The 25,993-nt window shown below is 35.6% G+C and carries 29 protein-coding genes; 5 read left to right on the forward strand and 24 right to left on the reverse strand.

Going from position 1 to position 25,993, the window contains the following annotated elements:
- Positions 1–39: 39 nt before the first annotated feature.
- On the reverse strand, positions 40–885 hold the full coding sequence (locus ACUN28_RS19225) for a YitT family protein (RefSeq protein ID WP_016088184.1): 846 nt from the start codon (positions 883–885) through the stop codon (positions 40–42).
- Between the two features lie 194 nt (positions 886–1,079).
- Between ACUN28_RS19225 and ACUN28_RS19230 the strand changes: the two genes are divergently transcribed.
- Genes ACUN28_RS19230 through ACUN28_RS19240 form a run of 3 tightly spaced genes read left to right on the forward strand, consistent with a single transcriptional unit; the run spans position 1,080 to position 3,575 of the window.
- The gene (locus tag ACUN28_RS19230) at positions 1,080–1,958 is read left to right on the forward strand and encodes a hypothetical protein (RefSeq protein WP_016088185.1); all 879 of its coding nucleotides are present in this window, start codon (positions 1,080–1,082) and stop codon (positions 1,956–1,958) included.
- A gap of 23 nt (positions 1,959–1,981) precedes the next feature.
- The gene (locus ACUN28_RS19235; RefSeq protein WP_016088186.1) at positions 1,982–2,869 is read left to right on the forward strand and encodes a GNAT family N-acetyltransferase; all 888 of its coding nucleotides are present in this window, start codon (positions 1,982–1,984) and stop codon (positions 2,867–2,869) included.
- On the forward strand, positions 2,862–3,575 hold the full coding sequence (locus tag ACUN28_RS19240) for a class I SAM-dependent methyltransferase (protein ID WP_016088187.1): 714 nt from the start codon (positions 2,862–2,864) through the stop codon (positions 3,573–3,575). The genes ACUN28_RS19235 and ACUN28_RS19240 overlap by 8 nt, the downstream gene beginning before the upstream one ends.
- Before the next feature lie 21 nt (positions 3,576–3,596).
- Here the strand turns inward: ACUN28_RS19240 and alr are convergent, their stop codons facing one another.
- A complete protein-coding gene (alr, locus tag ACUN28_RS19245; RefSeq protein WP_016088188.1) occupies positions 3,597–4,772 on the reverse strand; it encodes an alanine racemase in 1,176 nt (391 codons plus the stop codon).
- A 171-nt stretch (positions 4,773–4,943) separates the two neighbouring features.
- Between alr and ACUN28_RS19250 the strand changes: the two genes are divergently transcribed.
- Positions 4,944–5,405 carry a DinB family protein gene (locus ACUN28_RS19250; RefSeq protein WP_016088189.1) on the forward strand — a complete coding sequence of 154 codons (462 nt, stop codon included), beginning with the start codon at positions 4,944–4,946 and terminating at the stop codon, positions 5,403–5,405.
- Positions 5,406–5,429: 24 nt separating this feature from the next.
- On the opposite strand, the gene ACUN28_RS19255 is transcribed toward ACUN28_RS19250, so the two are convergent.
- The 18 genes from ACUN28_RS19255 to ACUN28_RS19340 form a co-directional block, all read right to left on the reverse strand.
- Positions 5,430–6,629, reverse strand: a complete 1,200-nt coding sequence (locus tag ACUN28_RS19255) for an MFS transporter (protein ID WP_016088190.1) — start codon at positions 6,627–6,629, stop codon at positions 5,430–5,432.
- Between the two features lie 184 nt (positions 6,630–6,813).
- On the reverse strand, positions 6,814–7,359 hold the full coding sequence (locus ACUN28_RS19260; RefSeq protein ID WP_016088191.1) for a MarR family winged helix-turn-helix transcriptional regulator: 546 nt from the start codon (positions 7,357–7,359) through the stop codon (positions 6,814–6,816).
- A 149-nt stretch (positions 7,360–7,508) separates the two neighbouring features.
- Positions 7,509–8,285 (reverse strand): Cof-type HAD-IIB family hydrolase, encoded by a 777-nt coding sequence (locus ACUN28_RS19265; RefSeq protein ID WP_016088192.1) that lies wholly within the window; start codon positions 8,283–8,285, stop codon positions 7,509–7,511.
- Positions 8,286–8,291: 6 nt separating this feature from the next.
- On the reverse strand, positions 8,292–8,882 hold the full coding sequence (locus tag ACUN28_RS19270) for a histidine phosphatase family protein (protein ID WP_016088193.1): 591 nt from the start codon (positions 8,880–8,882) through the stop codon (positions 8,292–8,294).
- Between the two features lie 118 nt (positions 8,883–9,000).
- Positions 9,001–9,195 (reverse strand): 4-oxalocrotonate tautomerase, encoded by a 195-nt coding sequence (locus ACUN28_RS19275; protein WP_016088194.1) that lies wholly within the window; start codon positions 9,193–9,195, stop codon positions 9,001–9,003.
- 20 nt (positions 9,196–9,215) lie between these two features.
- Complete coding sequence (locus ACUN28_RS19280) at positions 9,216–10,004, reverse strand: 2-keto-4-pentenoate hydratase (RefSeq protein ID WP_016088195.1); 789 nt, start codon at positions 10,002–10,004, stop codon at positions 9,216–9,218.
- 3 nt (positions 10,005–10,007) lie between these two features.
- Complete coding sequence (dmpG, locus tag ACUN28_RS19285; protein ID WP_016088196.1) at positions 10,008–11,033, reverse strand: 4-hydroxy-2-oxovalerate aldolase; 1,026 nt, start codon at positions 11,031–11,033, stop codon at positions 10,008–10,010.
- Positions 11,020–11,919 carry an acetaldehyde dehydrogenase (acetylating) gene (locus ACUN28_RS19290; protein ID WP_016088197.1) on the reverse strand — a complete coding sequence of 300 codons (900 nt, stop codon included), beginning with the start codon at positions 11,917–11,919 and terminating at the stop codon, positions 11,020–11,022. Before ACUN28_RS19290 ends, dmpG begins: the two co-directional genes overlap by 14 nt.
- Positions 11,920–11,950: 31 nt before the next feature.
- Complete coding sequence (locus ACUN28_RS19295) at positions 11,951–12,724, reverse strand: 2-keto-4-pentenoate hydratase (protein ID WP_016088198.1); 774 nt, start codon at positions 12,722–12,724, stop codon at positions 11,951–11,953.
- A gap of 128 nt (positions 12,725–12,852) precedes the next feature.
- On the reverse strand, positions 12,853–14,322 hold the full coding sequence (locus ACUN28_RS19300) for an aldehyde dehydrogenase (protein WP_016088199.1): 1,470 nt from the start codon (positions 14,320–14,322) through the stop codon (positions 12,853–12,855).
- Between the two features lie 12 nt (positions 14,323–14,334).
- The gene (locus tag ACUN28_RS19305) at positions 14,335–14,793 is read right to left on the reverse strand and encodes a RidA family protein (RefSeq protein ID WP_016088200.1); all 459 of its coding nucleotides are present in this window, start codon (positions 14,791–14,793) and stop codon (positions 14,335–14,337) included.
- Positions 14,771–15,808 carry an amidohydrolase family protein gene (locus tag ACUN28_RS19310; protein WP_033660061.1) on the reverse strand — a complete coding sequence of 346 codons (1,038 nt, stop codon included), beginning with the start codon at positions 15,806–15,808 and terminating at the stop codon, positions 14,771–14,773. The genes ACUN28_RS19305 and ACUN28_RS19310 overlap by 23 nt, the downstream gene beginning before the upstream one ends.
- Positions 15,793–16,332: a 3-hydroxyanthranilate 3,4-dioxygenase gene (nbaC, locus tag ACUN28_RS19315; RefSeq protein ID WP_016088202.1), complete on the reverse strand. Its 540-nt coding sequence runs from the start codon at positions 16,330–16,332 to the stop codon at positions 15,793–15,795. Before nbaC ends, ACUN28_RS19310 begins: the two co-directional genes overlap by 16 nt.
- Before the next feature lie 29 nt (positions 16,333–16,361).
- A complete protein-coding gene (locus ACUN28_RS19320; RefSeq protein WP_016088203.1) occupies positions 16,362–16,910 on the reverse strand; it encodes an FAD synthetase family protein in 549 nt (182 codons plus the stop codon).
- 16 nt (positions 16,911–16,926) lie between these two features.
- Entirely contained in the window at positions 16,927–17,673 is a 747-nt protein-coding gene (locus ACUN28_RS19325; protein WP_016088204.1) for an IclR family transcriptional regulator, read from the reverse strand.
- Between the two features lie 148 nt (positions 17,674–17,821).
- Positions 17,822–19,294, reverse strand: coding sequence for a 4-hydroxyphenylacetate 3-hydroxylase family protein (locus tag ACUN28_RS19330; RefSeq protein ID WP_016088205.1), 1,473 nt, complete (start codon positions 19,292–19,294; stop codon positions 17,822–17,824).
- A 250-nt stretch (positions 19,295–19,544) separates the two neighbouring features.
- Positions 19,545–20,516, reverse strand: a complete 972-nt coding sequence (locus ACUN28_RS19335) for an SPFH domain-containing protein (RefSeq protein ID WP_000257392.1) — start codon at positions 20,514–20,516, stop codon at positions 19,545–19,547.
- Positions 20,517–20,518: 2 nt separating this feature from the next.
- Positions 20,519–20,947, reverse strand: coding sequence for an NfeD family protein (locus tag ACUN28_RS19340; RefSeq protein WP_016088206.1), 429 nt, complete (start codon positions 20,945–20,947; stop codon positions 20,519–20,521).
- A gap of 275 nt (positions 20,948–21,222) precedes the next feature.
- Here ACUN28_RS19340 and ACUN28_RS19345 point away from each other — a divergent pair, with 275 nt between their 5' ends.
- Positions 21,223–22,440: an MFS transporter gene (locus tag ACUN28_RS19345; protein WP_033659671.1), complete on the forward strand. Its 1,218-nt coding sequence runs from the start codon at positions 21,223–21,225 to the stop codon at positions 22,438–22,440.
- A 45-nt stretch (positions 22,441–22,485) separates the two neighbouring features.
- Here the strand turns inward: ACUN28_RS19345 and ACUN28_RS19350 are convergent, their stop codons facing one another.
- The 4 genes from ACUN28_RS19350 to ACUN28_RS19365 all read right to left on the reverse strand — a co-directional run bounded on the left by ACUN28_RS19350 (position 22,486) and on the right by ACUN28_RS19365 (position 25,867).
- Complete coding sequence (locus tag ACUN28_RS19350) at positions 22,486–23,961, reverse strand: amidase family protein (RefSeq protein WP_016088208.1); 1,476 nt, start codon at positions 23,959–23,961, stop codon at positions 22,486–22,488.
- 186 nt (positions 23,962–24,147) lie between these two features.
- A complete protein-coding gene (locus ACUN28_RS19355) occupies positions 24,148–24,594 on the reverse strand; it encodes an NUDIX hydrolase (RefSeq protein ID WP_016088209.1) in 447 nt (148 codons plus the stop codon).
- A gap of 23 nt (positions 24,595–24,617) precedes the next feature.
- Positions 24,618–25,358 (reverse strand): M15 family metallopeptidase, encoded by a 741-nt coding sequence (locus tag ACUN28_RS19360; RefSeq protein ID WP_000747667.1) that lies wholly within the window; start codon positions 25,356–25,358, stop codon positions 24,618–24,620.
- Positions 25,359–25,369: 11 nt separating this feature from the next.
- On the reverse strand, positions 25,370–25,867 hold the full coding sequence (locus ACUN28_RS19365) for a GNAT family N-acetyltransferase (protein ID WP_033658874.1): 498 nt from the start codon (positions 25,865–25,867) through the stop codon (positions 25,370–25,372).
- Positions 25,868–25,993: the final 126 nt, after the last annotated feature.

The raw sequence follows: 25,993 nt of genomic DNA on the forward strand, positions 1-25,993 counted from the left end.
TCCACGCAAGTTATACTTACGTGGAGCTATTTTTATTCACTATTTTTCTGATCTCGCTGCCCTTCCCGGACGTTTGACACCAGTTGTTTCTGTTGAATAGGAAGCTTCAATTATAGCAGTTGGATCTACAGAGAGAACGAGATCTTTCATTTTCGGATAAATGAAACGGTTTGTAATACAATAAATGATTCTCTTATGTTCTCCTAAAAAACCACCTTCTCCATGTAGATACGTAACGGATAATTGCAATTCTTTCATAAGTAGATCGCCTATTTCTTTATTTTTACCAGAAATAATCATAACGCTCTTTCCTTGATTAATACCATCTAATATGAAATCAATCATCTTCGTAACAATATAGAAGATTGCTAATGAGAACATCGCTTGTTCGATTGAAAATAAAATCGCTACAAATGTGAAAATAACTGCATTTACAGCAAGTAAAAATGTACTAATCGGTACTTTAAAATGTTTGTTCATCCAAACTGCTAACATTTCTGATCCGTCTATTGCTCCGCCCATTTTAACAACGATCCCAACGCCTATTCCAAACAGTACTCCGCCATAAAGTACAATTAATAGTTCAGAAGTTGTAATCGCCGGAAATGGTTTTAAATAGATTAAGCCGAGTGTTGTAACAACATTTGCATAAGATGTACGGATGAAGAACTTCTTCCCCATTACTTTTGCAGTAAAAAGCAGGATAGGAATATTAAGTCCTAAAAACACTCCGTAAAGCGGTAATCCAGCAACTTTATTTGCCATAATAGCAATGGCCGTTACACCGCCATCTACTAATCCATTAGGTGCTAAAATAAGTTCTAATGAACCCGCTACAATAATTGATCCAATTGTTAATAATACGTATTCAAATACTTTCTTCATTCATTACCCCCAAAACTTATGTATTTTCTTAGTATTATCATAACTAATTTTTTTCGTAAATACAAAGAAATTGATTTATATTAACCCATTTTCCACCTTTTTGACGATTTTTATGTGAAATTGAAAACGGTAACTCTTACCTACGATATGTTATATACTTAATTTATAGAATTTACAGAGAAAGGAGCAACTTCATGCTACAACAACTATTCACTTCACCTGTTTTATCTGTTCAAACTTTACATCCAGGTTATGAAGACCATGCAAGTGATGTGTTTCTTGTTAAAACAGCAGCTGAAGAAGTTATTGTTCGTTCCTCAAAAATGACTGAAGAGCCAAACAATGATTTTTGGTGGGGATGCAAAAACCTTTTTGGAATTGATCCACGGAACGTATATCATCTAGAAACTGTACATACATTGCTGCAAGAACATACTACTCTTCCCATCCCAACAATATTGGAAAAACATATTTTAAATGGCCGCGAATTCGTTGTGGTCGAAAAGTTAGTAGGTAACACAGTTCAATCTTTTATCGGGCAACCAGATACTACTTTATTCAGTCTAGGAAAAGGGCTTGCAGAAATACATAAATTTAAAGCCGATTACATAGGAAATGTGTCAGGCTCATTCCAAATTACACTTGAGGAATTCCAATCACACATTTTAAATGTGAGTAAAGAGCTTGTGAATATGTTTTATTCTGATAATGAAAGCATACAAAATGCATTTCCTACTTTTGAACAACAACTTTCTTCCTTACCAGCACCAAAGGAAGCGACGCTCGTTTTAATTGATATGGACCCTACTCAGTTTTTATCAGATGGTACAACTATTACGGGTTTAGTAGATACAGAAGCCTATGCAGTTGCTCCTCGAGAATTTGATTTTATCGGCTTAGAATATGTATTTACAGAAAAGGAAGCTCATGCTTTTAAACAAGGTTACGAAACCATTATGCCCATTCCTCGTCTTGAAGGATGTAGACCTCCCTATCGATATTTGTATCGATTATTATCTGTTCAGGGCAGTGTTGAGTTAGAAAAGTGGCTAAGTCATCCATCCTATTTTTAAATATGAATGTGAGGGATTATGAAATGTATATTGAACAAAAGAAATCTTTAACAGCAAACGAAATTCAGCAAATGAAAGATTTAGCTCATAATTGCGGGCAACACGATCAAATTGAATACTCGTCAGATTTACATATAAACTTTTTAACTACCCGTAATAAAGAAGAGATAAATGATTTTCTACTTTATGACGATACTCAATTAATCGGTGCATTAAGTATGTATGACTTTGAAAGACCGACAAAACTGGAGTTAATAGGGTTTGTTCATCCGAACTATAGGAAACAACATATAGGCACTACTCTTTTACAAACCGCAATGAAAGAAATACGAATAAGAGAGGCCGATGAAGCTCTTCTTATTATGAATGGGGATTCTGCTTCTGGGAAAGAATTTGCAAAACATATGAAGTTACCCTATTTATATAGTGAATATAGTATGGTGTTCAAAGCAAAAGAAGTGCAAAAAACAAAAGAGAATACTATACAGCTTACTTTTGCATCTTCAGAGTCACTTCTTGATCTTATTGAAATTTCCAGTAAAGCCTTTGGAGATTCAGCAGAAAATACCGCTACATGGTTACAAAAGATGATGAATTCGCCTTTCCATCAAGTTTACAGTGCACTTATCGATGAAAAAGTGATAGGAACGATTACAGTTTCTGAGCAAGAGCAATCTACTACACTATCAGGATTCGCCGTTCACCCTTCTTATCAAGGTAAAGGATATGGAAAAGATATTCTTAGTTATATGGTACATACCCTTATTACAGAAGGAGTATCAACAATTGAATTAGACGTCGAAACGAAAAATAATAATGCTTTAAAACTATATACACAATGTGGTTTTGAAATTAAAACGAAGCATGACTATTATAATGTAATGAATTTTGAGGTGAATACATATGTCTAAAAAACTAATTTATTCTAATTATGATATTTTTGCATCCATCTATAATAAGCATTGGGGGCATTATGCTGAACACGCCTATCTACTTTTGGAAAAACTCGTTTTACAATATGCACCACCACATTCTCATATTTTAGATCTTTGCTGCGGGACTGGTCACCTTACTAAGAAATTAATTGATAATAATTTTGTAGTAACTGGTATAGATGGTTCTGCTCAAATGATTGAATACGCACGTCAAAACGCGCCAGACGCAGCCTTTATCGTTGATGATGCTCGCTATTTCAATATAAATGAGCAATTTCAATATGTTATCTCTACTGGCGATAGCTTAAACCATATTTTGAAATTAGATGAATTAAAAATTGTTTTTCATAATGTTTACTCCGTATTACATAGCAAAGGTACATTCGTATTTGATATGAATATGGAAAAAGGCTTTCTTGAAAATTGGAGTGCTTCATTTCATATTTCAGCGGATGAACATGTTTGTACGATTGATTCAACATATGATAATGAAAATAAAAAAGCAGACATGAACTTTATACTATTTCAACATGACATAGATAATAATTGGATAAGAAGTGACTTTTCTTTTGAAGAAGCTTGTTATTCCAATGAAGAAATAATTTCTTCGCTAGAATCCGTAGGTTTTAAAGACATTCAATCACACGGTACAAATAGAGCATTTTTCATTTGTCAAAAATAAAAAAAACTGAATCATAACGATTCAGTTTTTTCTTAATATATTTACAACAGCAGTCGTTTCATTATTTTCTTTATAAACACGTGGAATTCTTCTGTCTAGCATACATGTAACTTCATAGTTAATTGTACCTAACATATCCGCAATTTCTTCTACTGCGATGTTTTCTTCACCTTGTTTACCGTAGAATACTACTTCGTCACCAACTTGTACTGGCATTGCTTTTGAAACGTCTAACATGAGCTGATCCATACAAACACGGCCAATAACAGGTACTCGAACTCCATTTATTAATGCATGCCCTTTATTAGATAACTGGCGATTATAGCCATCAGCATAACCAATCGGTACAGTTGCAATCCATTCTTCACCAGTCGTTACATACGTATTCCCATAACTTACACCGCGATTCTTCTTCGCATGTTTAATATGAGCTACTTTTGATTTTAACGACAACGCAGGCTGTAAAGAAACAACTGCATGATCTACCTCTTTTGAAGGATACATTCCATAAATTCCAATACCTACACGAACCATATTTTGAAATGTATTGCTAAGTTCCATTGATCCTGCACTATTTGAACTATGAATATATGGGATATGGATTCCTAATTCTTTTGCAGCATTGACAGCTTTTTCAAATAAGCTTGTTTGCATATTCGTATATGATTTATCAATTTCATCTGCCGTAGAGTAATGTGTAAACATTCCTACTATCTCTACATACTCCATACGGTTTAATTCTGCTAAAAATGGTTTAACCTCTTCTTCTTGTAAACCGATACGACTCATTCCTGTATCAATTTTCACCTGAATTTGCGCTTTCTTTTGAAGGCGGTTTGCGATTTCATTTATACCTTTTAAATCTTCACTTCTATAAACGGTCATCATAACGTCATATTGAATTGCCTCTTCAGCAGCCGCTACTGATGTATAGCCTAAAATTAAAATCGGCACGTTTATTCCTGCTTCTCTTAACTCTATCGCTTCATCTACAAATGCAACTGCAAGCTGATTTATTCCTGCTTCAATAGCAGCTTTCGCAACTTCAACTGCCCCGTGACCATACCCATTCGCTTTTACAGCAGCCATCATTGCAATATTTTCATCATTCACACGTTTTTTAAATTCTTTTACATTATGTTTTACTGCATTTAAGTCCACTTCAACAATTGTATCTCTTCCATATTTCAAACTCATTGGTCTAACTCCTAACTCAATAATTGCATTCCATTCTATTTCACGTTTCATATGACCTTTTACAATATAATACTTTTCAATATGCTAGTCAAACTACTAGAATTTTCGGAATTTTGAGTATGATATAATACTCTTAAGAAATTATTATATACGGAGATGAGGAGAATTACAATGTTTGTTCACTCTGCCTTGCATCAACTACAAATTGCTGTTGATACTTCTATTCAAATGCTTAGCCAATACAATGAAGAAGATTTAAAAATATACCCCATTCACTCGAAGCGATCAGTATTTGAAATGTGTGCACATCTTTCTCTTATTTGCCATGCAGATTTACTCATTTTAAATGGTATTACGGAAAAAGAGTTACATACCTTTTATTTCGAACATACACCGGAAACAATTGCGTACATGCAACAAATAATGATTGAAGGATACAATCTTCTCGCTAAAACATTTCTTTCCTATTCCCCAGAAGAATTAGCAGAAGTTATGACTGCCTATTGGGGTGTTTCTTATTCTCGATTTGAATGGTTACTTGAAATTCTTTCGCATTTTTATCATCATCGTGGGCAAGTTCATATTTTATTATGTGAGCATACGAAAGATCCTCGCATTCCTTTATTTGAGTGATTTTCCACTCATTCATTATCCAATCTACATATCATCAAATACGTGTTCATCATTTATAAATAGAGAAGCTATAAAACCAATAAAAAGTATCATTCCTAATAAAATAAACGTTTGAGCATAACTTCCTATTTTCATAAGATAAATAGAAATGATGGGTCCTATACTAGTACCTAAAAATAAAATAAAAGTATAAATGGAAACTGCTATTCCCCTTGCTTTTCCTCCTAATTGGCCTACAAGAGAAACTAAAGACGGAACTGATATAGCAATACCTATTACAAAACAGACACTCATTATGACAAGTAGAGGCAGGTATGAAACAAAACCCATTGCACTTAGACTAATAATAGCGACCAACAATCCCCCCTGAAGAACTTTCCTTACTTCGAACCTCTTTGTTAAACGACCCGCAATCGGTGACAGCAACATACCAAACAGCCCTGCTAAGCGAAAATAAAGGATTTGTTCTGCAGTTAAAGTGTAAATAGGAGAGCTCAAATAATTCCCTAAAACAGTAAACATATTAACAAAAGCCATTAATAAAACAAATGCAATCATATAGCTCATTACTAAGCTTTTATGTGTAAAAACTTTACCCATTTGTTTAATTGGTCCCAAAATATCAGTATAGGATTGAGATGTCTCTCCTTTCGGAAGAGAATAATGAACCCATACAGCAGTAATCATATAGACAATGCTAAGAAGAAAGAACACCATATGCCATCCAAAATGCTGACTAACAACCGTACTGATTACCTGCCCTACAATTCCAGCTACTAAAAAACCGGTACTAACAAATCCTATTGTTGTAACCTTTTTTTCTACTGGAAACATTTCTACAACGTAGGCTAACGCTACCGGAGAAAATGTAGCTGCTGCGATACCCTGTAATCCTCTAAGAATAACAAGCCAAAATAAACTCCCTACAAACCCTAAGGAAAAAGAAATAATCGACAGAGCAAGTAATCCAATGAAGATCACTTTTTTTCGCCCATATTTATCAGAGATTGCCCCAAATAACAAACAACCTATAGCAAAGCCAACAGAAAATATACTGCCTGTAGCTGCAGATTGTGCTAGTGAAGCATTAAAAAGGTCTGAAAATAGAGCAATTAAAGGGATTGTTACATATAAGCTAGACATAACTACCATACCCGACCAACATAATACAACGGTCATTATTGTGTAATTCTTTTCACTATTTATTTCCTTTCCTATTTCCATCATAATATCTCTCCCTTATTATAATTTTTTTATCCACTTAAAACCTCTAAAGTACGCAAAATGGCATTTCTTTAACTGCTACTCGTTTTAAAAAATATGACTGTTCCTAAAGTTAGTTAAACATATAATAAGGTAAGCTAATTATATTCCCAAATAAATAAGTTGATCCTCATAATCAACTTATTTACCTACCTTCTCCTAATTTCACCTGCATAGTTACTTGCATTTTATTTAATAGCTTCTCTAAAACTTGACGCTCTTCTTGATTAAAGTCGTCAACTAACGAAGCGCAAGATAACCAAAAAGTTGGTAAAGATCGCGTAACTAGTTCTTTTCCTTTCGGGGTAATTTTCACTTTTAATCTTCTTCGATCTTCAGAATGATGGAATCTTACAATTAACTCTCGTTTCTCCATCCAATCTAATAAACCAGTGACAGAAGCACGTGTTATCCCTAATCGACTCGCAATATTCGAAGGACTCATATTCACTTCTTCCCCATTTGATTCCATTTCACGCAAAATAAACAACAGTAAAAAATCTAGTTTACTTTCCGAAATACCAAGCGGAGCTAAATCTACGTCAACAGCATCAAGAACATTATCAGACGTCCATAACATTAACAAACCAAGTTTTGCTGCGATTGGATCCGTATCCGCTGATGCTGTCTTTTTTATTAGCTCTGCATACGGCCCAATCCCTAAAGGAAGAGAATCATTTTTCGAATTCATTCATCTTCACTCTCCTTTCCTTTTAGTTAATTAGCTTACCTAATTACTTTTTCATTATACTCGCATTTTTCCTTTTATTGCAAGAATATTGTTAGACAAAAAAATCCTGCAATTCAAACAGGATTTTACAAACTGACTATCTATTATTTTTAAATCATACGAAACTTCTTTAAGGCAAAAGAGATACCACCTTCACTTGATTTCTTTGTAACGAAATCAGCTCTTGTTTTTAACTCTTCTCCACCATTCCCCATCGCAATCCCTAATCCTACATACTGCAACATCTCAATATCATTTCTACCGTCACCAAAAGCAACCGCTTCTGATTTACAAATGTTTAAGTGATCCAATACCTTTTGAATAGCAGTTAATTTTGATACTTTCTTATCTTCCAATACATTTATGACATAGCCATGAAAACGTTCAAATGTAAGCATTGGGTATTTTTCAATAAATTTTTGAGCTTCTATTTCATCCGCATACAGACATAGACAATAGACGTCTTCTGACAAATCCCTGCTTTTTTCAGGATACTTCCCTAAATGTAACGTCTCGCTAAGCGCTTGCATTACGCGCTCATTATCCCTGGCTATTCCATTCATTACAAATTCCTCTGTGAAATAAGAAATACTGTGACCATGTAATTCAGCAAACCCCGATATATCATGAATGATTTCACTTGAAAGTACTGATTTATGTATAACTGTTTCTCCACGCTTGATATGTGCACCATTTGCAGAAATAAACGTATTTATACCTAGTTCCTTAAATTGCGAGCATAAGCTATATGGTCTCCCTGTAGTAACAACTACAGGAATCCCTTTATCTATTAATCTTTGTATCGCTTCTTTTGTACTGTCGTGCATACTTCTGTCAATCTCACTTAAAAGCGTACCGTCAACATCAAAAAACACTACTTTATACATAGGTTTTTACATCCCGTCCAAATGATTCGTATCATTAATGAAATGTATCGTTTTTTGTTCCCCATCAATTTCAATTAAACTTATTCCCGTATCTCCCATTTTAAAATAATAATCCATTGAAATTGGCATTTTGAAAAACGCACGTAATAGACTATTTATTACACCACCATGTGCAACGATTGCAATTCGGTCATATGTATTCTCTGTCACGATTTTAGAAAAGATGCCTTCTATTCTCATTCTAAATTCAATAAATGATTCCCCGTTTTCAAATCGATCATGAAGAAACTTTGGCTCTGGATATTTTTTTGCCTCTTCAAATGATAAGCCAGCTTGTACCCCATTATTAAACTCCATTAGTTCCTCTTCTAATTGAATTGGGCATCCAATTCCTTCTGCTAATGTTTCACCAGTTTCACGAGCACGTTTTAATGTACTTGCCCAAATGAAATCTGGCGGAAAATCTGCTTTCACTTTCTGTACAAGTCTTTGCACTTGCTGCCTTCCCTTTTCTGTTAATTCAAAGTCAGCTCGTCCTTCATGTACGTTTAAGATATCAGCTTCTGATTCTCCGTGGCGTATTAGTAGTATTTGCATGTTTATTCCCCCTTATCTCCTTAAAACCAAGACTAAATTTTAACATATTATTAAAACTTTTCAAAATAATAAAAGCAATTTTCATTCATATAAGAATGAAAATTGCTTTTATTACTAACTAACTTTCTTTTAAACTAGCTTTAGACTTTCCTCCTACTCCCCAATGCGAACTCGGGATTTCATTCACCAGAACACGCACTCTTTCAACATCTACATCTAAGTTTTTCGCAACCGCCTCTGTAACATCAAATATTAGATTTTGAATTTGCTCCTTCTTTCTACCTTCTATTATTTGAATTTGTATAATGGGCATTTTATCTCTCGCTTTACCTTTTATTCACAAAACATCGCTATACTTCCTAAATCATCAAATTGTGCAATAATAGAATCTCCTGCTTTGAAAGCAATCGCTTCTGATAATGCTCCACTTAATACAATATCACCTTTCTTTAACCCTTCATTTTGTAAACCAAGTTTGTTTACCACCCAAGCAATCGCCTCTGCTGGATGTCCCAGTACAGCTGCCCCCGTTCCAGTTGTAGCAATCTTACCATTCTTCGACATAACCATCCCTACATTAGCTAAATCTATATCTTTAACATCAATCCACTTACTTCCTAACAAAAATTTTGAAGATGAACAATTATCTGCTATTACGTCAGGTAATGTAAATTTGAAATTTAAATACCTACTATCAATAATCTCTAAAGCTGGCGCAACATATTTTGTTGCCTTTAATACATCCTCAGCTGTCACATTCGTCCCTTGTAAATCCTCATCCATTAAAAAGGCAATCTCTGGTTCTACTTTTGGATGAATGAATGTTTCGTATTGTAATGGCTCCCATTCAAACGCTAACATATCTTCCAACAAATATCCGTATATCGCTTCATCAATACCCATCATTTGTTGTTTTGCCTTACTTGTTAATCCTAGTTTTACCCCAACTCTTTTAGAACCTTCGTTCATTTTTTGTTCAATTAAACATTTTTGCAATCTATATGCGTCATCCACCGTTAAATCCGGATGCTTATCTGTTACTTTCACTACTTCTTTTCTATCTTTTTCAGCCTGAAGTAAATAGTCAACAATTTCTAGATCTGCTCCTTTTACTAAAGCCATCTTTTACACCCCCATTTTTATCTTTGCTAATTCTGCCGCGACATCTAAAATCATATCCTCTTGTCCACCAACTACTTTTCTTTTCCCAAGTTCTATTAAAATATCACGGGCGTCTACACCAAAACGCTTTGCCGCTCTTTCAGCATGTAATAAAAAGCTAGAATATACACCAGCATATCCCATTACAAGACTTCCTTTTTGAATTTCTTGCGGTGCTGGCAATAAAGGTGCAACAACATCCTCAGCTAAGTCCATCATCTTATATAAATCTATATCTAGCTTATATCCCATACGATCTAAAACAGCGAGTAATACCTCTGTTTGGGCATTTCCAGCTCCTGCGCCAAGGCACCGCACGCTTCCATCAATACGTGTCGCACCTTCTTCAATTGCCACCACTGTATTGGCTACTGCAACAGACAGATTATTATGACCATGGAAACCAATTTCGACATTTAAAGATTGACGTAATGCTCGAATACGTTCACGTACTTCGTGAGGCAATAAAGCACCCGCTGAATCCGTTACATAAATCGCCTCAGCACCATAGTCCTCCATAAGCTTTGCTTGTTCTACTAACTTTTCAACCGGTGCAGAGTGTGCCATCATTAAAAAGCCACACGCTTCCATACCTAACTCACGCGCAAATTGGATATGTTGTGCTGAAACATCTGCTTCTGTTACATGCGTCGCTACACGAACAAGTTTCGCGCCAATATTTGCAGCTTGCTTTAACTCATGAATCGTTCCAATACCAGGAATTAACAAAACAGCTACTTTAGCTTGCTTACACTCATCTACCGCTGCTTCAATCAACTTCATTTCATTAACTAATGACTTTCCATATTGTAATGTGGAGCCTCCTAAACCATCTCCATGACTCACTTCAATATAATGCATACCAGCCTCATCTAATGCTCTAGTTACAGATCGAACTTGTTCTTCTGTAAATTGATGTTTCATTACATGACTTCCATCACGTAAACAAACTTCCGTTATTTTCACTGGCCTTTCACTATTTCGCCTCATTCATTACACCTCTTTTCTTCTCTGAAATGATCCGCATTGCAAATTCTTCACCTACTTTTAATGCCGCTGCCGTCATAATATCTAAATTACCAGCATAAGGAGGAAAGTAGTCTCCAGCTCCTTCAACCTCTAAAAATACAGTCACACGATTCCCATCAAACATCGGCTCTTGTTTTAGAGAATAACCTGGAACGTATGCCCTAACTACTTCAACCATCTTATGAATTGCTTCACGAATAGAATCCTCATCCATATACTTAACTTCACAATATACTGTATCTCTCATTAAAATAGGAGGCTCCGCAGGATTTAATATAATAAGTGCTTTCCCATAATCTGCTCCGCCAATTTCTTCAATTCCACGCCTCGTCGTAATTGTAAATTCATCAATATTTGCCCTTGTACCTGGACCTGCACTTAAACTTGAAATAGTTGCAACTATCTCTGCATATGTAACATTTGCCACTTTATTAATCGCATGAACAATTGGAATCGTTGCTTGTCCTCCGCACGTAATCATATTAACGTTTTGCTTATCTACAAAATGATTATTTCGGATAGCAGGACAAACGAACGGTCCGCATGCAGCCGGAGTTAAGTCAATTACTATTTTCCCAAGCTCTCCTAATACTTTTGCATGATAACTATGTGCTTTAGCTGAAGTTGCATCAAATACAATATCAGCTAAACTTGGATTATCAATCATTGCTTGTATTCCATTATCAAAAACCTCGTATCCTGCTTCTTTTGCTCGCTTTAAACCATCCGATTTTGAATCTATTCCAATTATGGCATTTAGCTCTATGACTTCACTTTTTCTTAATTTATACATTAAATCCGTACCAATATTACCCGATCCGATAATAGCCGCCTTTACTTTCTCCACATTTATCCCCCCCTTTTTTCAACGCTTTAATCTATATGAATGTTACAGAAACCGATCCAAGTAAACCGAAATCAGCTCGAATGTTGTCTTCACTTTGAACTGAAACAGCACCAGATAATGCGCCAGGTAAAATTAGTTCCCCTGCTTTCAATCCAATATTAAATTCATAAAGCTTATTAGCTAACCAAGCAATAGCTTGTGCTGGATGGCCTAATGCAGCCGCGCCAGCCCCCGTTGCAATTAAACTATTATTTTTATAAAGTGTCATTCCAGTTGTACGTAAATCTACTTTATCGATGCTAGAGAATGTATGACCAATTACAACTTTCGCTGATGAGCCATTATCCGCTACTGTATCAGCCAGTTTAATTTTCCAATCAACAATGCGACTATCAATTATTTCAAGTGTAGGTACAACATACTTTGTTGCCATCAGTACATCAATGTATGTAATATTAGGCCCATTTAAATCTTGCTCTAACACAAACCCTATTTCTGCCTCTATTTTTGGGGATACAAAGGACCTCATTGAAACTTCACTACCACTTTCTATCTTCATATCATCTAGTAAATGTCCATAATCCGGCTCATTTACTCCAAGCATTTGTTGCATTGCAACACTTGTAAGACCAACTTTCTTGCCAATTATGCTACGTCCACTCTCTAACTTTCTCCCTACAACTTCAAGTTGAATATTATAAGCATCCTCAACAGATAAATTATCATATCTCTCAGTAAAAGGAAGTATCCCTACACGTGAATTTTCAGCTTGTACTAGTTCATCGGCTAATTCTCTAATTAACAATTGCTCTCACCTCATTTTTTAATTTATATATCCCTAAATATTCACATTGTAACTAACCCCCATCTATCTACTTTATTTCCATAAATATTAGATGGGAGCTCTTTGTACTTTAAGTTTAAACATCACCTTTATAATTTCATCGTTACTGTCTTAGCTTCCGTATAAAATTCAAAACTATGACGTCCACCTTCTCTACCAATCCCGCTTGCCTTCGAGCCTCCAAATGGAGTACGTAAATCCCGAACATACCAACAATTAATCCATAGTAAGCCTGAATCAATTTGTGAAACCACTCGTTGTGCTCTTCTAAGATCATTGGTCCAAACAACTCCAGCTAGTCCATAAATGGAATCATTCGCAATGCGAATTGCATCCTCTTCCGTTTTAAACGGAATAACAACTAGAACTGGACCAAATATCTCTTCTTGCGCTACACGCATACTATTATCAACATCATATAGAATAGTAGGTTCATAAAAATTCCCTTCTACTAAACTCTTAACTCTTTTTCCACCATAGGCTAATTTTGCACCTTCCGAAATTCCTATTTCTACATAGCGATTAACCGTTTCTAAATGAGATTTTGATACTAGTGCTCCCATATCTGTATCTTCAGAAAGAGGGTTTCCAACTTTTATTCTTTGTACAGCTGCTACAAATTTTTCTAAAAACTGTTCATATACACTTTCTTGCACAAGTAATCTCGAACCAGCTAAACAAATTTCTCCTTGGTTCCGATATATAGCTTCAATCGATCCTTGTACCGCTTCATCTAAATCCGCATCTTCAAATACGATATTTGCTGATTTTCCTCCTAATTCTAATGAAACAGGGATTAAATTCTCTGCTGCATTACGCATAATTGTTTTTCCTGTATTACTTTCTCCAACAAATGAAATTCTTCTTACAGCTGGATGTGTAGTCATTGTTGTCCCAACAGTACTCCCTGGACCTGTAATAATATTAAGTACACCTGGTGGTAATCCTGCATCATTAGCAATTTCACCAAGCATAACTGCACTTAATGGAGTATAAGAGGCCGGTTTGACAACAACTGTATTACCAGAAGCAAGCGCCGCTGATGCTTTCCACGTCATTTGCATAAATGGCAAATTCCAAGGAATGATTAAACTTGTCACTCCCGCTGGAGCGTACTTTGCATATGACATAAAATTATGTTTGTCATAGTGCTCGTGCACCATATATTTAGCCATTTCAGCAAAGAAGCGAAAGTTATGAGCCGCGCGTGGTATATCGAATCCTTTACTTTCCTTAATTGGTTTTCCAACATCCAAAGTTTCTATATACGCTAGTTCATCCACACGTTCCATAATTAAATCCGACATTTTGCATAAAATATCCGATCGTTCTTCAACAGGCATTTTACTCCAAATGCCGCTTTTAAATGTTCGTTCTGCTACATCAATTGCTCTTTTTGTATCCTCTTCATTTGCCTTCACTACAGAAGCTAACTTTCTATTCGTCGCTGGATTGAACGTATCAAACGTTTCACCACATACAGAATCCACATATTGTCCATCAATAAACAATTTCGCATCTTTTACTTTCATTTTGTCAGCTAATAATTCTTTGTTCACCGTCTTTACCCCCTACTCCTCAATTTCTAAAACCATCTCAATTTCAATTGTTGTGTTATTAGGTAATTGAGCCATACCGACTGCAGAGCGGGCGTGTTTTCCCTTTTCTCCAAAAATCTCTACTAATACATCCGATGCCCCGTTCATTACTTTTGGCTGATTGATAAAATCCTCCGTACTATTTACAAAGCCAAGCAACTTTACAACTCGTTTCACCTTATTTAAATCACCTAGTTCATTTCTTACAACACTTAATAAATTCAACATGGATTGTCTCGCTGCTTTATATCCATCATCAATCGATATATCCTTTCCTAATTTCCCGTGATACTCATCTACACCTTGTCCAGCAGTAAATAATAAGTTACCTACCCTTACACAACTAACATAATTTCCAACTGCTGGGCGAATAGCTGGTAGTATAATTCCCAACTCTCCTAATTTATCCTCAGGTGTTTGTACTCTCTGCATATGCTACACCTCGTTTTTTTATATCAATATTTAAAAATTCAGCTGCATTTCCCCCAAGCATTGCTGCTTTTTGTTCCTCGGATAAACCAGATGTTTCATCAATCACTCTACCCGGATCAATTTCTCGCAATAAAAATGGATAATCCGAACCCATGAAAATCTTTTCATGCCCAAATCTTTCAATCATATATTTCAAATTCATAGGATCATAATTTAAAGAGTCAAAATAAAATTTCTTTGCGTAATAACTAGGAGGATGTGTAGTCAAACGTAAATGAGGCCATACTTTCCAGCCTTGATCTAATCTTGGCAAAATATATGGAAAAGATCCGCCGCCATGCGCAAAACAAACTTTTAACCGTGGAAACTTTTCCATTATTCCACTACATATAAGTGTAGCTGCTGCAAGCGCCGTTTCACTTGGCATACCGACTGTATACATAAAATTATGGTGTGGCATTCTATCGCGTCCTAACGTTTCCCACGGATGGATAAAAATTGGAACTTGCCACTTTTCAGCCATTCGAAAGAATTCAATAAACGATGGATCATCTAAATTTTTACCATTTACGTTTGTACCAATTTCAATACCATGTAAATTTAATTCCGTTATGCAACGTTCCATTTCACGAATTGCAGTTTCTCCATCTTGCATCGGAACCGTTCCTAATCCTACAAAACGATCTGGATGTGCTGAAACTGTTTCTGCAATAAAATCATTTTGAATACGTGCCATACTTTCGGCTTCCTCTGGTTTTGCCCAATACGAAAATGTAACAGGGATTGGCGATAAAACTTGAATATCTACACCTTCCCGGTCCATATCTTCAATTCTTTTCTTAGGGCACCATACTTGGTCTGTCACATCACGAAAATTTTTCCCTCCAACCATAATACTTGCACCACATGTACAAGTCCGATTTAACATTGGCCAGCGACCGCCACCAAACTTCTCTTCAAAATCTGGAAAAGTTTCAGGAATAATATGTGTATGAAAATCTATTCGCACTTCCATTCCTCCACTTCTTCTGGCATAATGTAACCACAGTTTTTACATGCTCGAATTTCCTTATTTGAATTAAAACTATGAATTGCTTCTTTTACTTGTTTTTCAATATCATTTAATTGAACACGTACACGATGCATTTCATGATTACACTCGTCACAGAACCAAACGAAATCTTCAAGTTCTCCTTGGCTACGTTTTCTTTCAATTACTAGCCCAAATGTGTTAGCAACGCGGTGTGGTGAATGTGGTACCATAGCTGGCAGCATAAATACATCCCCTTCTTTTACTGTGACAACTTCCCGCTTACCTTCCTCTGTAATACATTCCACATAACATTCACCTTTAATTTGATAGAAAAATTCATCTGAAGGATCTACGTGGAAATCACGTCTTCTATTTGGACCACCTAATATCATGGCAATAAACTCTGAATCTTGCCAAATCACTTTGTTATTTACTGGTGGCTTCAATAACTCCTTATTCTCATCAATCCATTTTAGTAAATTAAAAGATTGCAATGTTTTAGACATATTATTTCCTCCTCATGATTCCTTTTTATTTATATCGTTTTAAAAGACCAACCGAGTAAAGAGCTAGACTTTTGCAAGTCCCCACGATAGACATAATCTCTAATTCTCGTTGAAGATATTCGCTCACCTTCATCACAGCAAACATCTTTCACTATAGAAATGTTGAAGTGTTCTCTTAGCAACTCAATATCTCCCTCACGATTTTTTCCAAACTTAAAATCTTGACCAATAAAAATTTCTACGGGGCTTAACCTTTTTATATCTTGTATAAAGCAACTCGCGCTTTTTGTTATATAAGACTCATCAAACCGAATTACAATCACATGTTCAACACCAAGGTTTTGAATACGTTTCACCTTCTCATCAATAGGCGTTAATACTTGCGCTCCTTGAAAATATGAGCGTGGTGGTGGATCAAATGTATACACAACATTTGTTATCTTTAATGCCGTTGCCTTCTCAACCGCATTTTTAATTACAGCTTGATGACCTTTATGCACACCATCAAATGCTCCAATTGAAACAATAGATTTCGTAAATTCAGGGATACACTGCTCATGTATATAAATGATACTCATCTCTTTTCTTCTAAAGTTAAATTTCCAAATAACCAAATTCCTTGGAAATCAAATTTGCCGTATTCATCACACTTTGAATTATGATTTCACGGTTACTTCCTTGCATATACGATATAGGTCCAACAATATTAAGCGCCGCAATGGTTCTCCCAGTATAAGATCGAATAGGCGCTGCAATCCCATACAGTCCATGCTCATTTTCGTTATCACTAATTGAATAACCTTGTTTACGAATCTTCTGTAACTCTGTCTGGAATTGTTTGACGCAAGTAATTGTATTAGGCGCTCTTGGTAAAAGCCCTTTCTCTGAAGTATATTCTAAGGAAGATGAATTAAATGAAAGCAGTACTTTCCCTGTGCTTGTACAATATGCAGGTTCTCTTGATCCAACATGTGTTGAAATTTGAACGGACTCCTTTGACGAAACTTTCAATATAAATACAACATCACCACGATCAAACATACCGATATGCACAGTACCACTAAAATTTCTTACAAGCTCTTCAACAAGTGGAATGGCTCCACTATAAATCTCTTGCTGAAACATGACTTGATTTCCCCACTCTAACAATTTCCAACCTAATCTATATTTTCTTTGCTCATCTTGTATGAGCATTCCTTCTGCACACAACGTACGAACAAGATGGTGAACCGTACTTGCATTCATATTTAGCTTTTCCGCTATTTCCGAATTACCTAGAACTGGTTCATCACTCGTAAAACAATTTAGAATTTTGCAAATTTTACTGATAGAAGCGATCAAATCATTTACCTCCCCTATTCCAGTTACAGTTCTCAAGTTTTAGATATTGTTAAAAATATAAGAAGATTTACATCCTAACAGTAAAATTCTTGTTTTCCTCTATTGCTCCTTCCTTTTTAAACAAAAATGTAAGCGTGAACATTTTTGTTTAACTTAAGGCTCCTTCAGATGAACTCGATTGCAATGCATTGTTCACAAGTGAAAAAGTTTGTTGTTTTTTGTACGCATTATAAAACATTCCCATTTTACGCACCGGATCTCCAGAATAATAACGCTCATATTGTAATAACCGTTGTCCAAAAGCCTCACCACATAAGTCCCATGCTAATTTAAATAAACGAACCCGTTCCTCAGAAGATACTCCTTCACGCCCGATATAATATTTTTGCATATCATCTTGAATCTCGGGGTTCATAAAATCAGCACCTGTCGGTGACATTAATAATCCACCAGCACCTATTGTTTGAATAATCTCAATAGCACGCGGGTACATCTTAGGTAATAAACTGCGTATCGTATCAAGCGGCAACCTCGCAGGAATAACTTCTCCATATGAATTCGTTTCATACTCATATTCAGCTACTTGCAGGAGAGCGCGTATCGTTTCAACATCTTGCATAAGCTCTGCTAACTGGTTTTGTACATTTAAAAATCCATCTACTCCAATCGAATCTGCTAATTTCATAGCTACTTCAGCTGCAAAAGATAGTTTTACTAACCCTCTTACCCCAGATTGATGGGCTGGTTGATGACCAATTCCGGTTTTAGGATACAATTGATTCCCAGCTTCCACACTTTGATAAATAAATACTTTATCCCACGGGATAAACACATTATGAAATACTAGTAATGCATCCATTTCCTCAAATCTTGATGCAAGTGGGTGATCAAATAAAGATCGTTTTCCATCTTGCATTGGCTCACGACATAGAATTCTTAGACCTGGTGCGTCAATTGGAACTGCAAAAGAAATTGCATGACGTTCATCACCTGGCTTAAAGCTTGGATAGGAATATATTATTACCTCATCCGTAATCGGCGCCAGTGTCGCTAACATTTTAGCACCACTAACATACATCCCTTCCGCTGCTTCACTTACTACCCCTAAATGCATTGTTTCATCTTCTTGTTGATGGGAAGCCTTACTCCGATCATTTTGTGGATTAATAATTGCGTGTGTTAAAAACAAATCATTATCCCTTATATGTTTATAATAATTTTTTATATTCGCTCCCCATTCTGGATTAAACTTCTCAAAAAACCACGAATTACTTGCCATCGAAGTAACCGTTACATTTAAAAAATCAGGTGTTCTACCCATTAAACCATAAGTAGCTTTTGCCCACACTTCAAATAATTCACGGCGTACTTTTAAATCCTCATAATTTTTCGGTACTAAAAATGCATTTGATACCCTTTCTCCTGTCTCTTCGCATATATGAGTAATCTTATCTTGATATTCTGGATTGTGCTGCATATCATATAAGTTCGCAATTTGTAAAATTGGTTCACGAAAAACATCTTCATTTACTACATCCGTTACTTTTCTTCCTCCAATCCAAATTTCAGGATTTCTTTTTCTCAATCCTTCAATATACTGTTCCCCTGTTCTAATTGCCATTCTTTCCCCTCCGATTTCCAATAATAATATACTAAAAAGTTTAGAAACTTCACTAGATGACTGAATTTTCAATCATTATACCGATTTTATTTTTTACAGATTCTCCTTTATTTCATATTATGAAATCTTAAAAATTTTTTAGTGCATATGAAAAAGGAAGGGTTTCCCGTCCCTTACTCATTTAATTTATAAATTAATACAATGATAAAAAATAAAAAGAGAAACGGCATCCCATTTCTCTTTTTCATTCTTATTGTTCTTTTGGTGTATCTGAAGAAGGCAATTTCTTCGCTTGTTTTTCTTTAAAGATTTCTCCAATTGCTCCAAGAGTACCAAGTGTTTCAATTGCATTAGACGGAATAAAGACTTTATTTGCTGGTCCTTTCGCAACCTCAATCAATGATTCAAATGATTTGTAAGCAAGTACGCGTTCATCTAAATCTGCTGCACGAAGTAATTCAATTCGATTTTGTTCTGCTTTTGCAATTTCCTCAATCGCTCTTGCTTCCCCTTGCGCTTCTAGTTCTTTTGCTTCCTTTATACCTTCAGCTTCTCGAATACGTGCTTCTTTATCACCTTCAGCCATTAAGATTTTACTTTGCTTTTCACCTTCAGCACGAAGAACTTTATCTTGTTTTGCAGCTTCAGCTTCTAAAATAATCGCACGTTTATTACGTTCTGCTTTCATTTGTTTTTCCATCGATGCTTGCACATCTTTTGGCGGATTAATATCGACAACTTCAACACGTTCAATACGTACGCCCCATTTTTCTGTTGCTTCATCAAGTGCTAAGCGAATTTCTGTTGAAATTTTTTCACGACCAGATAACGTTTCATCCAGTTCCATTTTACCAATAATTTGGCGCATCGTTGCAGAAGTAATGTTACGAACACCATATTCATAGTTCGAAATACCATATGTCGCAAGTTCTGGTTCCACAATTTGATAGAAAATAATTGTATCAATTTCTACTTGTACATTATCTTTCGTAATTACCTTCTGCGGCGGTACATTCGTTTGCTGAATACGCAAGTCATGATATACACGAACGCGATCCACAATTGGTATTAATAAATTTAATCCCGGCTGCATAATACGTTGAAACTTACCAAATCTTTCAACAACCCCAACTTTTTGCTGTGGAATAATTTTAATTGTTAATGCGATAAATGTAACAACAATTAGTGCGAAAATAATCGTTAATGTCAATGCTACTGCCATATTTATTCACTCTCCTTTTTCACTTGTAATATAGTACTATTCCTCTTTATAACAATAACCTTTTCTCCAGCATCAATTGGATCATCTGCAATAGCTGTCCAAGTATCTCCATCCACCTTCACAATACCATTTGCCTCATTTGTAATCGCTTGCATAATGATACCTTTTTTACCAACAAGCATATCTACTGTATCAGTAAAACCTTTTGCTTCTCGAAAGTTTTTTGAAATTCTTTTCGTGAAGAAAGTCAATGTTAAACTGACAATCGCACCAGCAATGACTTGTAACAGTAATGCTTCAGGAACAAACAAAGCAATAAGACCTCCGACAACAGCTCCAATTCCAAGCCACAGCATGTAAAACGTAATCGACAACATTTCCGCAATAAATAAAATACCAGCTATTATAAACCAAATTACCCAAGCAGCCATATACAACCCTCACTTTCTTTCTCATTTTCTATATGTATATGAAGAAAAGAATGGTTTATCCGCCCTTTCTTGTATGTGGGCGCTTACTACAAGCTATTGTACATATTCACTGTTATAATGAGTATTATTAAAATACTATATTAATATATTCTTCATTATACATGAAAATCCCTTTCAAAAAGTGACAAAAAATTAAATTCTTTCACAATTCCAACTTTCAAATTATAATTATTCTAAATATTGGAATGTTTTTCCTCAGGAAGGTTGTGTACTTATTGCAAAATCGTTCACTAATTTACTATTTAGGCTCTAAAATATGCATTACTCTTGCTGATATCGTATACATCATGATTATTACAACCCATATGTATATCACAACGAAATCAGCTACATTAACTGCTCTGTTTCCATTACTCCAGGTCATAACTAATCTTATAGCAAATACATCTGCACCACTTATAATGAATCGTTTTTCATCTTATTCCTTACTTTTTATACTACAATGGACAAAAACTGCTCTCTTATTTTTATTAATGATAGTATTTCCGGCCCTTTCCTCAAATATTGTAGCACTATTCACTTTCATTTTTTTCATTTCTTTATGTAGTGGCTGGAGCGCACCATTATTATACGGTATCCTTCCTCGCCTTACACCAAAAGAAAAATTAGTAAAAGTAAATAGTATTTTTTCCTTTTCCACACAAATTGCGCAAGCCGCTGCTTATTCATTTACAAGTTTTATTGTTCTTCTTATCGGCGCTACTTCTACACTCATGATGAATAACATATTGATGATTTTTGGGTGTGTTGCACTACACGTTTCATTACATTCCATACATAATGAACGAGTAATAGAGCCTTCTTCTTCAAAAGGCGCTGCTTTATTGGAAGGTTGGAAACTCTTATTTCAGAACCCGTCTCTCCGTACCGTTACATGTATGGACTTAATTGAAACTTTCGCAGGGACGATATGGATTGGCGCTATTACGATGGCTTATGTAACGACTGTCCTTCATAAAGGCGAAGAATGGTGGGGATATATTAATACAAGTTATTATGTTGGGACGTTAATTGGCGGGATATTAGCATGGAAAATGAGTACATACATTCAATACAATTTAATACGCTCCATGGCGATAGGCTCTCTTATGTTTAGTATTCTTACATTTTTATATGGTATGACAAGTAGCGGGTTTATTGCGCTTTTTCTATGCATTCTAATGGGGCCATGTTATCAAATTAGAGATATTTCTCAAACGACAGTGCTACAATCAAGTGTCGCCCCTACTTTACTATCAAAAATGTATACAGCTCATGGCGCACTCCTTTCCGCAGCTTCTGGTCTTTCTATGCTTAGCGTTGGAATTATTACCGATTTGTTCGGTGTTCGTACGATTTATATTCTCGCTTCTATCCTTATTTTATGCTCTGCTTGTTTATCATTTAACTTATTAAAATATGATAAAACAGAGAAAAAAGATATTTCACTTTAATGAACAAAATAAATAGGACAGGAATTCCTGTCCTATTTATTTTATTCATGATAAGTTAGGGATTTTTCGATGCTTTGTCGCTTGTTCAAAAGCGTATGCTAGTTTAATCAAGGTCCCCTCAGAAAAAGCAGTGCTTGCAAGCGTAATTCCAAACGGTCTCCCGTTATCCATATATCCCGCAGGCATTGCTATAGACGGATAACCTGCTTTCGCACATATAGTGGAGCCTATATAAGAAGGGAACAGAATCGCATCAAGATTATATTTTTCCAGTGCAAAATCAATGCCTTGTTCTTGAGAAAAATATATATCTTCTAATCTTGCATTTAAATACTCTGGATTTCTTAACGTATTAGGAACATCTTTTCTTCTCTCCAACTTAGTTTGTCCATATTTCAAAGCTCTTTCTGCTATATTTTCATTAAACTCCATTAACTCTGAAATAGAATGCACTGGAATAGCAGAAGGTAATTTTGAAAGATAGTTATCTAAACTATGCTTTAATTCATAGAGCGATACACCCCAGCTCCATTCTCTATGAAAAGACGGAATATTAATATCCTCTACTACTGTCGCACCCCCACTACGCAACACTTCAATCGTCTCCATAAACAACTTTTCATCATACTCACCAGTTTCATAATAATCTTTTGGTGCATTTCTAAATACACCAATCTTCGCTCCATGTAAGCCAGTAACATCAAGATACTTTGTATAATCATGTTCTGCTATACCTTCACTTTTATGAGTAGCTACATCCTTCTCGTCTACCCCAGTTAAACTCCCTAGCAAAACAGCAGCATCTGTAACCGTTCTAGCAAATGGTCCCGCTGTATCCTGTGAATAAGTAAGCGGAATAATTCCCCTACGACTAATTAGACCAACAGTCGGTTTAATACCGACTACAGAGTTTTGAACAGCTGGACTCAATATAGAACCATCTGTTTCCGTTCCAACAGATACTACTGTGAAATTAGCAGCAACTGCTATGGCAGACCCTGTACTTGAGCCTCCAACAAACATATCATCCTCACCTGTACCATAAGGGTTTATTGTTTGTCCACCTCTTGCACTATATCCAGCCCACATATCAAAAGACATTCCATTTGCTAATTCTGTCATATTTGTTTTTCCTATTATCACTACTCCTGCTTCTCGCAGCTTTGTTACGAGAAATGCATCTCCAATACTTATATTTTGTTCTAGAGCAATCGTACCTGCACTTGTATGCATAGAGTCGTTCGTTTCAATATTGTCTTTAAGTAAAACAGGTATACCGTGTAGTGGACCTCTTACACCTTTTGTTTTTCTTTCATGATCTAGCGCTTCTGCAATAAAGATAGCGTCCGGGTTGATTTCTAAAATAGAATTGATTTTTGGTCCGTCTTGATCATACTTTGCGATTCTATGAAGGTAATACATAACTAATTCTTTTGAAGTTAATTGCCCAGCTGCCATTGCTTTTTGTATATCATGAATTGTTAATTCTTTTTGTAACAGTGTATTGAACTGAACCTCCATCATCATTCTCCTTCTATAAAGCCTTTTATTGATTACATATAACTATTAGTTTTTCATTTTCTCCGCTCCTCGCATATACAATTACAATCCCTTTAAAAGAATTCAACTTACCAATATAAAAACCTTTTATTTCCTGAAAAATAAAAAAAGTCTGAAACGAATGAACTTCCGCTTCAGACCCTTTTATTACTTTACATATACTTCATCTAACAAATGTAAAAACTCACCTTGTTTCCCCGCTAATTCAGGGCATTTTGCAATATCAATCCATTCGTAGCAAAATACTAAACCTTCATCTTCCTCACCGGCACTTACAGTATGCTCCCAATTATCCTTTACATCTGTTGGTAACGTTACGTGGAAAAAATGGCGTTTTTGATATTCCTTTTTCTCCTTTACATGTATGATGTAGTCGGCTAGGAATCGTTCTATGCATAAATGACGTAATCCAGACTCTTCTTGTACTTCACGTAACACTGCTGTTTCTAACGTTTCCCCTTCGTCAACTGTTCCCCCTGGTACTTGTATACCAGCTTCAGGTATATCACGATGTTTAAAAACAAGCAGTTGCATAACTCCCTCTTTTTCTCTTGTTACATACACGTGTACCTTTTTCTTATATAACACCGTCATAATCCTTCTCTCCCCTCAATTGATCACTCTGTTACTTCTTCAAGTGTCAGTTGATTTTCATATAAATATGTAGCTTGTGGATTTCCCACATACCTCACGTGCCATGGTTCAAATCGATAGCCCGTAAGCGATTCTTTCTCTTTTGTATATCGAATGACAAAACCAAATTTATGGGCATTTTCAGAAAGCCACTGCCCTTCTTTCGTTTCACCAAAAATTGTCTCTAACTGAAACTTAGCAGATTGCGATGTAATATCCATAGCTAGTCCAGTTTGATGTTCACTCGTTCCAGGAACTGCACTCGACATTGCTGTTTTTGCTTCTCCATCTTGTTTTTTATACATCGTATTTAATGCTTTTTGTCGATCAAAAGATCTAAATCCAGAGACTGCAAAAAGGAAAATACGCTCCTTATCAGCTTGCTGAAACATTTCCTCAAGTGCCCCTGCTGCCTCTTTCCTCATTTTTTTCTTTTCTTGATCACCTTCACTTGAGTAACGTACTTTCGGAATAACTAAATCTGGCGGTCTATACCCATCTGGCAAACGCCTACTTTTATTCACAAGCACAAGCATCGAATTCGGATTACTAATGACCGCAATATCACCATCCATATTCGCAATCGTTTCTTTCGCTTTCGGAAATATGTTATTTACATTTACCTCGCGCGCCTGCTTATCCTTATACATTTTATAATTGATTCCTGCTACTCCAACAATGAGTATCATCGCTACGATACCAAGTAGTATCCATCTTTTTTTCATATAACGACCTCTTATTTTAATAATTTGGCCATTTCATACTCATCGATGTTCTCTCCATCGATAATAAGAGCAGCTCTTTTGACACCTTCTTTCTCAAATCCAGCTTTTTTATATAGTGCCTGAGCTCTTGTATTGTGGGCCATTACCGTTAATTCTAAACGCCATACATCATGTAATCTTGCCCACTTCTCAACCTCTTTAAACAATCTCGTCCCAATACCTCGCCCGCTATACTCTTGCAAAATACCAATTACAATACCTGCTACATGTCTCTTTCTTTGAATATGATTTCCATTCACTAAAATAAACCCTACTATTCTCTCTTCTTCAACTGCTACAAATATTGTTGCATATTCATTTTCTATAAAGCGATGAATCATTTGTTCTTGTTGCTCGGCTGTAAATTTTCTTTCTCCTGGTTCGTATAACATAAATTTCGTTTCTTCGTCTAGTTGCTTACTTAATTGCAAAAATGGTGCTGCATCTTCTATTTTGATCTCCCTAATCACTTCAATCACCCTACCAATTTCATAATAAAAAGCTTTCCTTATAAAAAGATTTTCTCTACTTTCTCGAAAATCCCTTTGTAAATCTCGCAGTACAATTTGACAAATTTCGATATTACTATAACAACG

It is taken from the genome of Bacillus sp. WC2507 (assembly GCF_052656125.1).

Coding starts and splice junctions, on each gene's coding strand:
- ACUN28_RS19225 (WP_016088184.1), bottom strand. CDS start 885: ATGAAGAAAGTATTTGAATACGTATTATTAACAATTGGATCAATTATT.
- ACUN28_RS19230 (WP_016088185.1), top strand. CDS start 1,080: ATGCTACAACAACTATTCACTTCACCTGTTTTATCTGTTCAAACTTTA.
- ACUN28_RS19235 (WP_016088186.1), top strand. CDS start 1,982: ATGTATATTGAACAAAAGAAATCTTTAACAGCAAACGAAATTCAGCAA.
- ACUN28_RS19240 (WP_016088187.1), top strand. CDS start 2,862: ATGTCTAAAAAACTAATTTATTCTAATTATGATATTTTTGCATCCATC.
- alr (WP_016088188.1), bottom strand. CDS start 4,772: ATGAGTTTGAAATATGGAAGAGATACAATTGTTGAAGTGGACTTAAAT.
- ACUN28_RS19250 (WP_016088189.1), top strand. CDS start 4,944: ATGTTTGTTCACTCTGCCTTGCATCAACTACAAATTGCTGTTGATACT.
- ACUN28_RS19255 (WP_016088190.1), bottom strand. CDS start 6,629: ATGGAAATAGGAAAGGAAATAAATAGTGAAAAGAATTACACAATAATG.
- ACUN28_RS19260 (WP_016088191.1), bottom strand. CDS start 7,359: ATGAATTCGAAAAATGATTCTCTTCCTTTAGGGATTGGGCCGTATGCA.
- ACUN28_RS19265 (WP_016088192.1), bottom strand. CDS start 8,285: ATGTATAAAGTAGTGTTTTTTGATGTTGACGGTACGCTTTTAAGTGAG.
- ACUN28_RS19270 (WP_016088193.1), bottom strand. CDS start 8,882: ATGCAAATACTACTAATACGCCACGGAGAATCAGAAGCTGATATCTTA.
- ACUN28_RS19275 (WP_016088194.1), bottom strand. CDS start 9,195: ATGCCCATTATACAAATTCAAATAATAGAAGGTAGAAAGAAGGAGCAA.
- ACUN28_RS19280 (WP_016088195.1), bottom strand. CDS start 10,004: ATGGCTTTAGTAAAAGGAGCAGATCTAGAAATTGTTGACTATTTACTT.
- dmpG (WP_016088196.1), bottom strand. CDS start 11,033: ATGAGGCGAAATAGTGAAAGGCCAGTGAAAATAACGGAAGTTTGTTTA.
- ACUN28_RS19305 (WP_016088200.1), bottom strand. CDS start 14,793: ATGCAGAGAGTACAAACACCTGAGGATAAATTAGGAGAGTTGGGAATT.
- ACUN28_RS19310 (WP_033660061.1), bottom strand. CDS start 15,808: ATGGAAGTGCGAATAGATTTTCATACACATATTATTCCTGAAACTTTT.
- nbaC (WP_016088202.1), bottom strand. CDS start 16,332: ATGTCTAAAACATTGCAATCTTTTAATTTACTAAAATGGATTGATGAG.
- ACUN28_RS19320 (WP_016088203.1), bottom strand. CDS start 16,910: ATGAGTATCATTTATATACATGAGCAGTGTATCCCTGAATTTACGAAA.
- ACUN28_RS19330 (WP_016088205.1), bottom strand. CDS start 19,294: ATGGCAATTAGAACAGGGGAACAGTATATTGAAGGATTGAGAAAAAGA.
- ACUN28_RS19335 (WP_000257392.1), bottom strand. CDS start 20,516: ATGGCAGTAGCATTGACATTAACGATTATTTTCGCACTAATTGTTGTT.
- ACUN28_RS19340 (WP_016088206.1), bottom strand. CDS start 20,947: ATGGCTGCTTGGGTAATTTGGTTTATAATAGCTGGTATTTTATTTATT.
- ACUN28_RS19350 (WP_016088208.1), bottom strand. CDS start 23,961: ATGGAGGTTCAGTTCAATACACTGTTACAAAAAGAATTAACAATTCAT.
- ACUN28_RS19355 (WP_016088209.1), bottom strand. CDS start 24,594: ATGACGGTGTTATATAAGAAAAAGGTACACGTGTATGTAACAAGAGAA.
- ACUN28_RS19360 (WP_000747667.1), bottom strand. CDS start 25,358: ATGAAAAAAAGATGGATACTACTTGGTATCGTAGCGATGATACTCATT.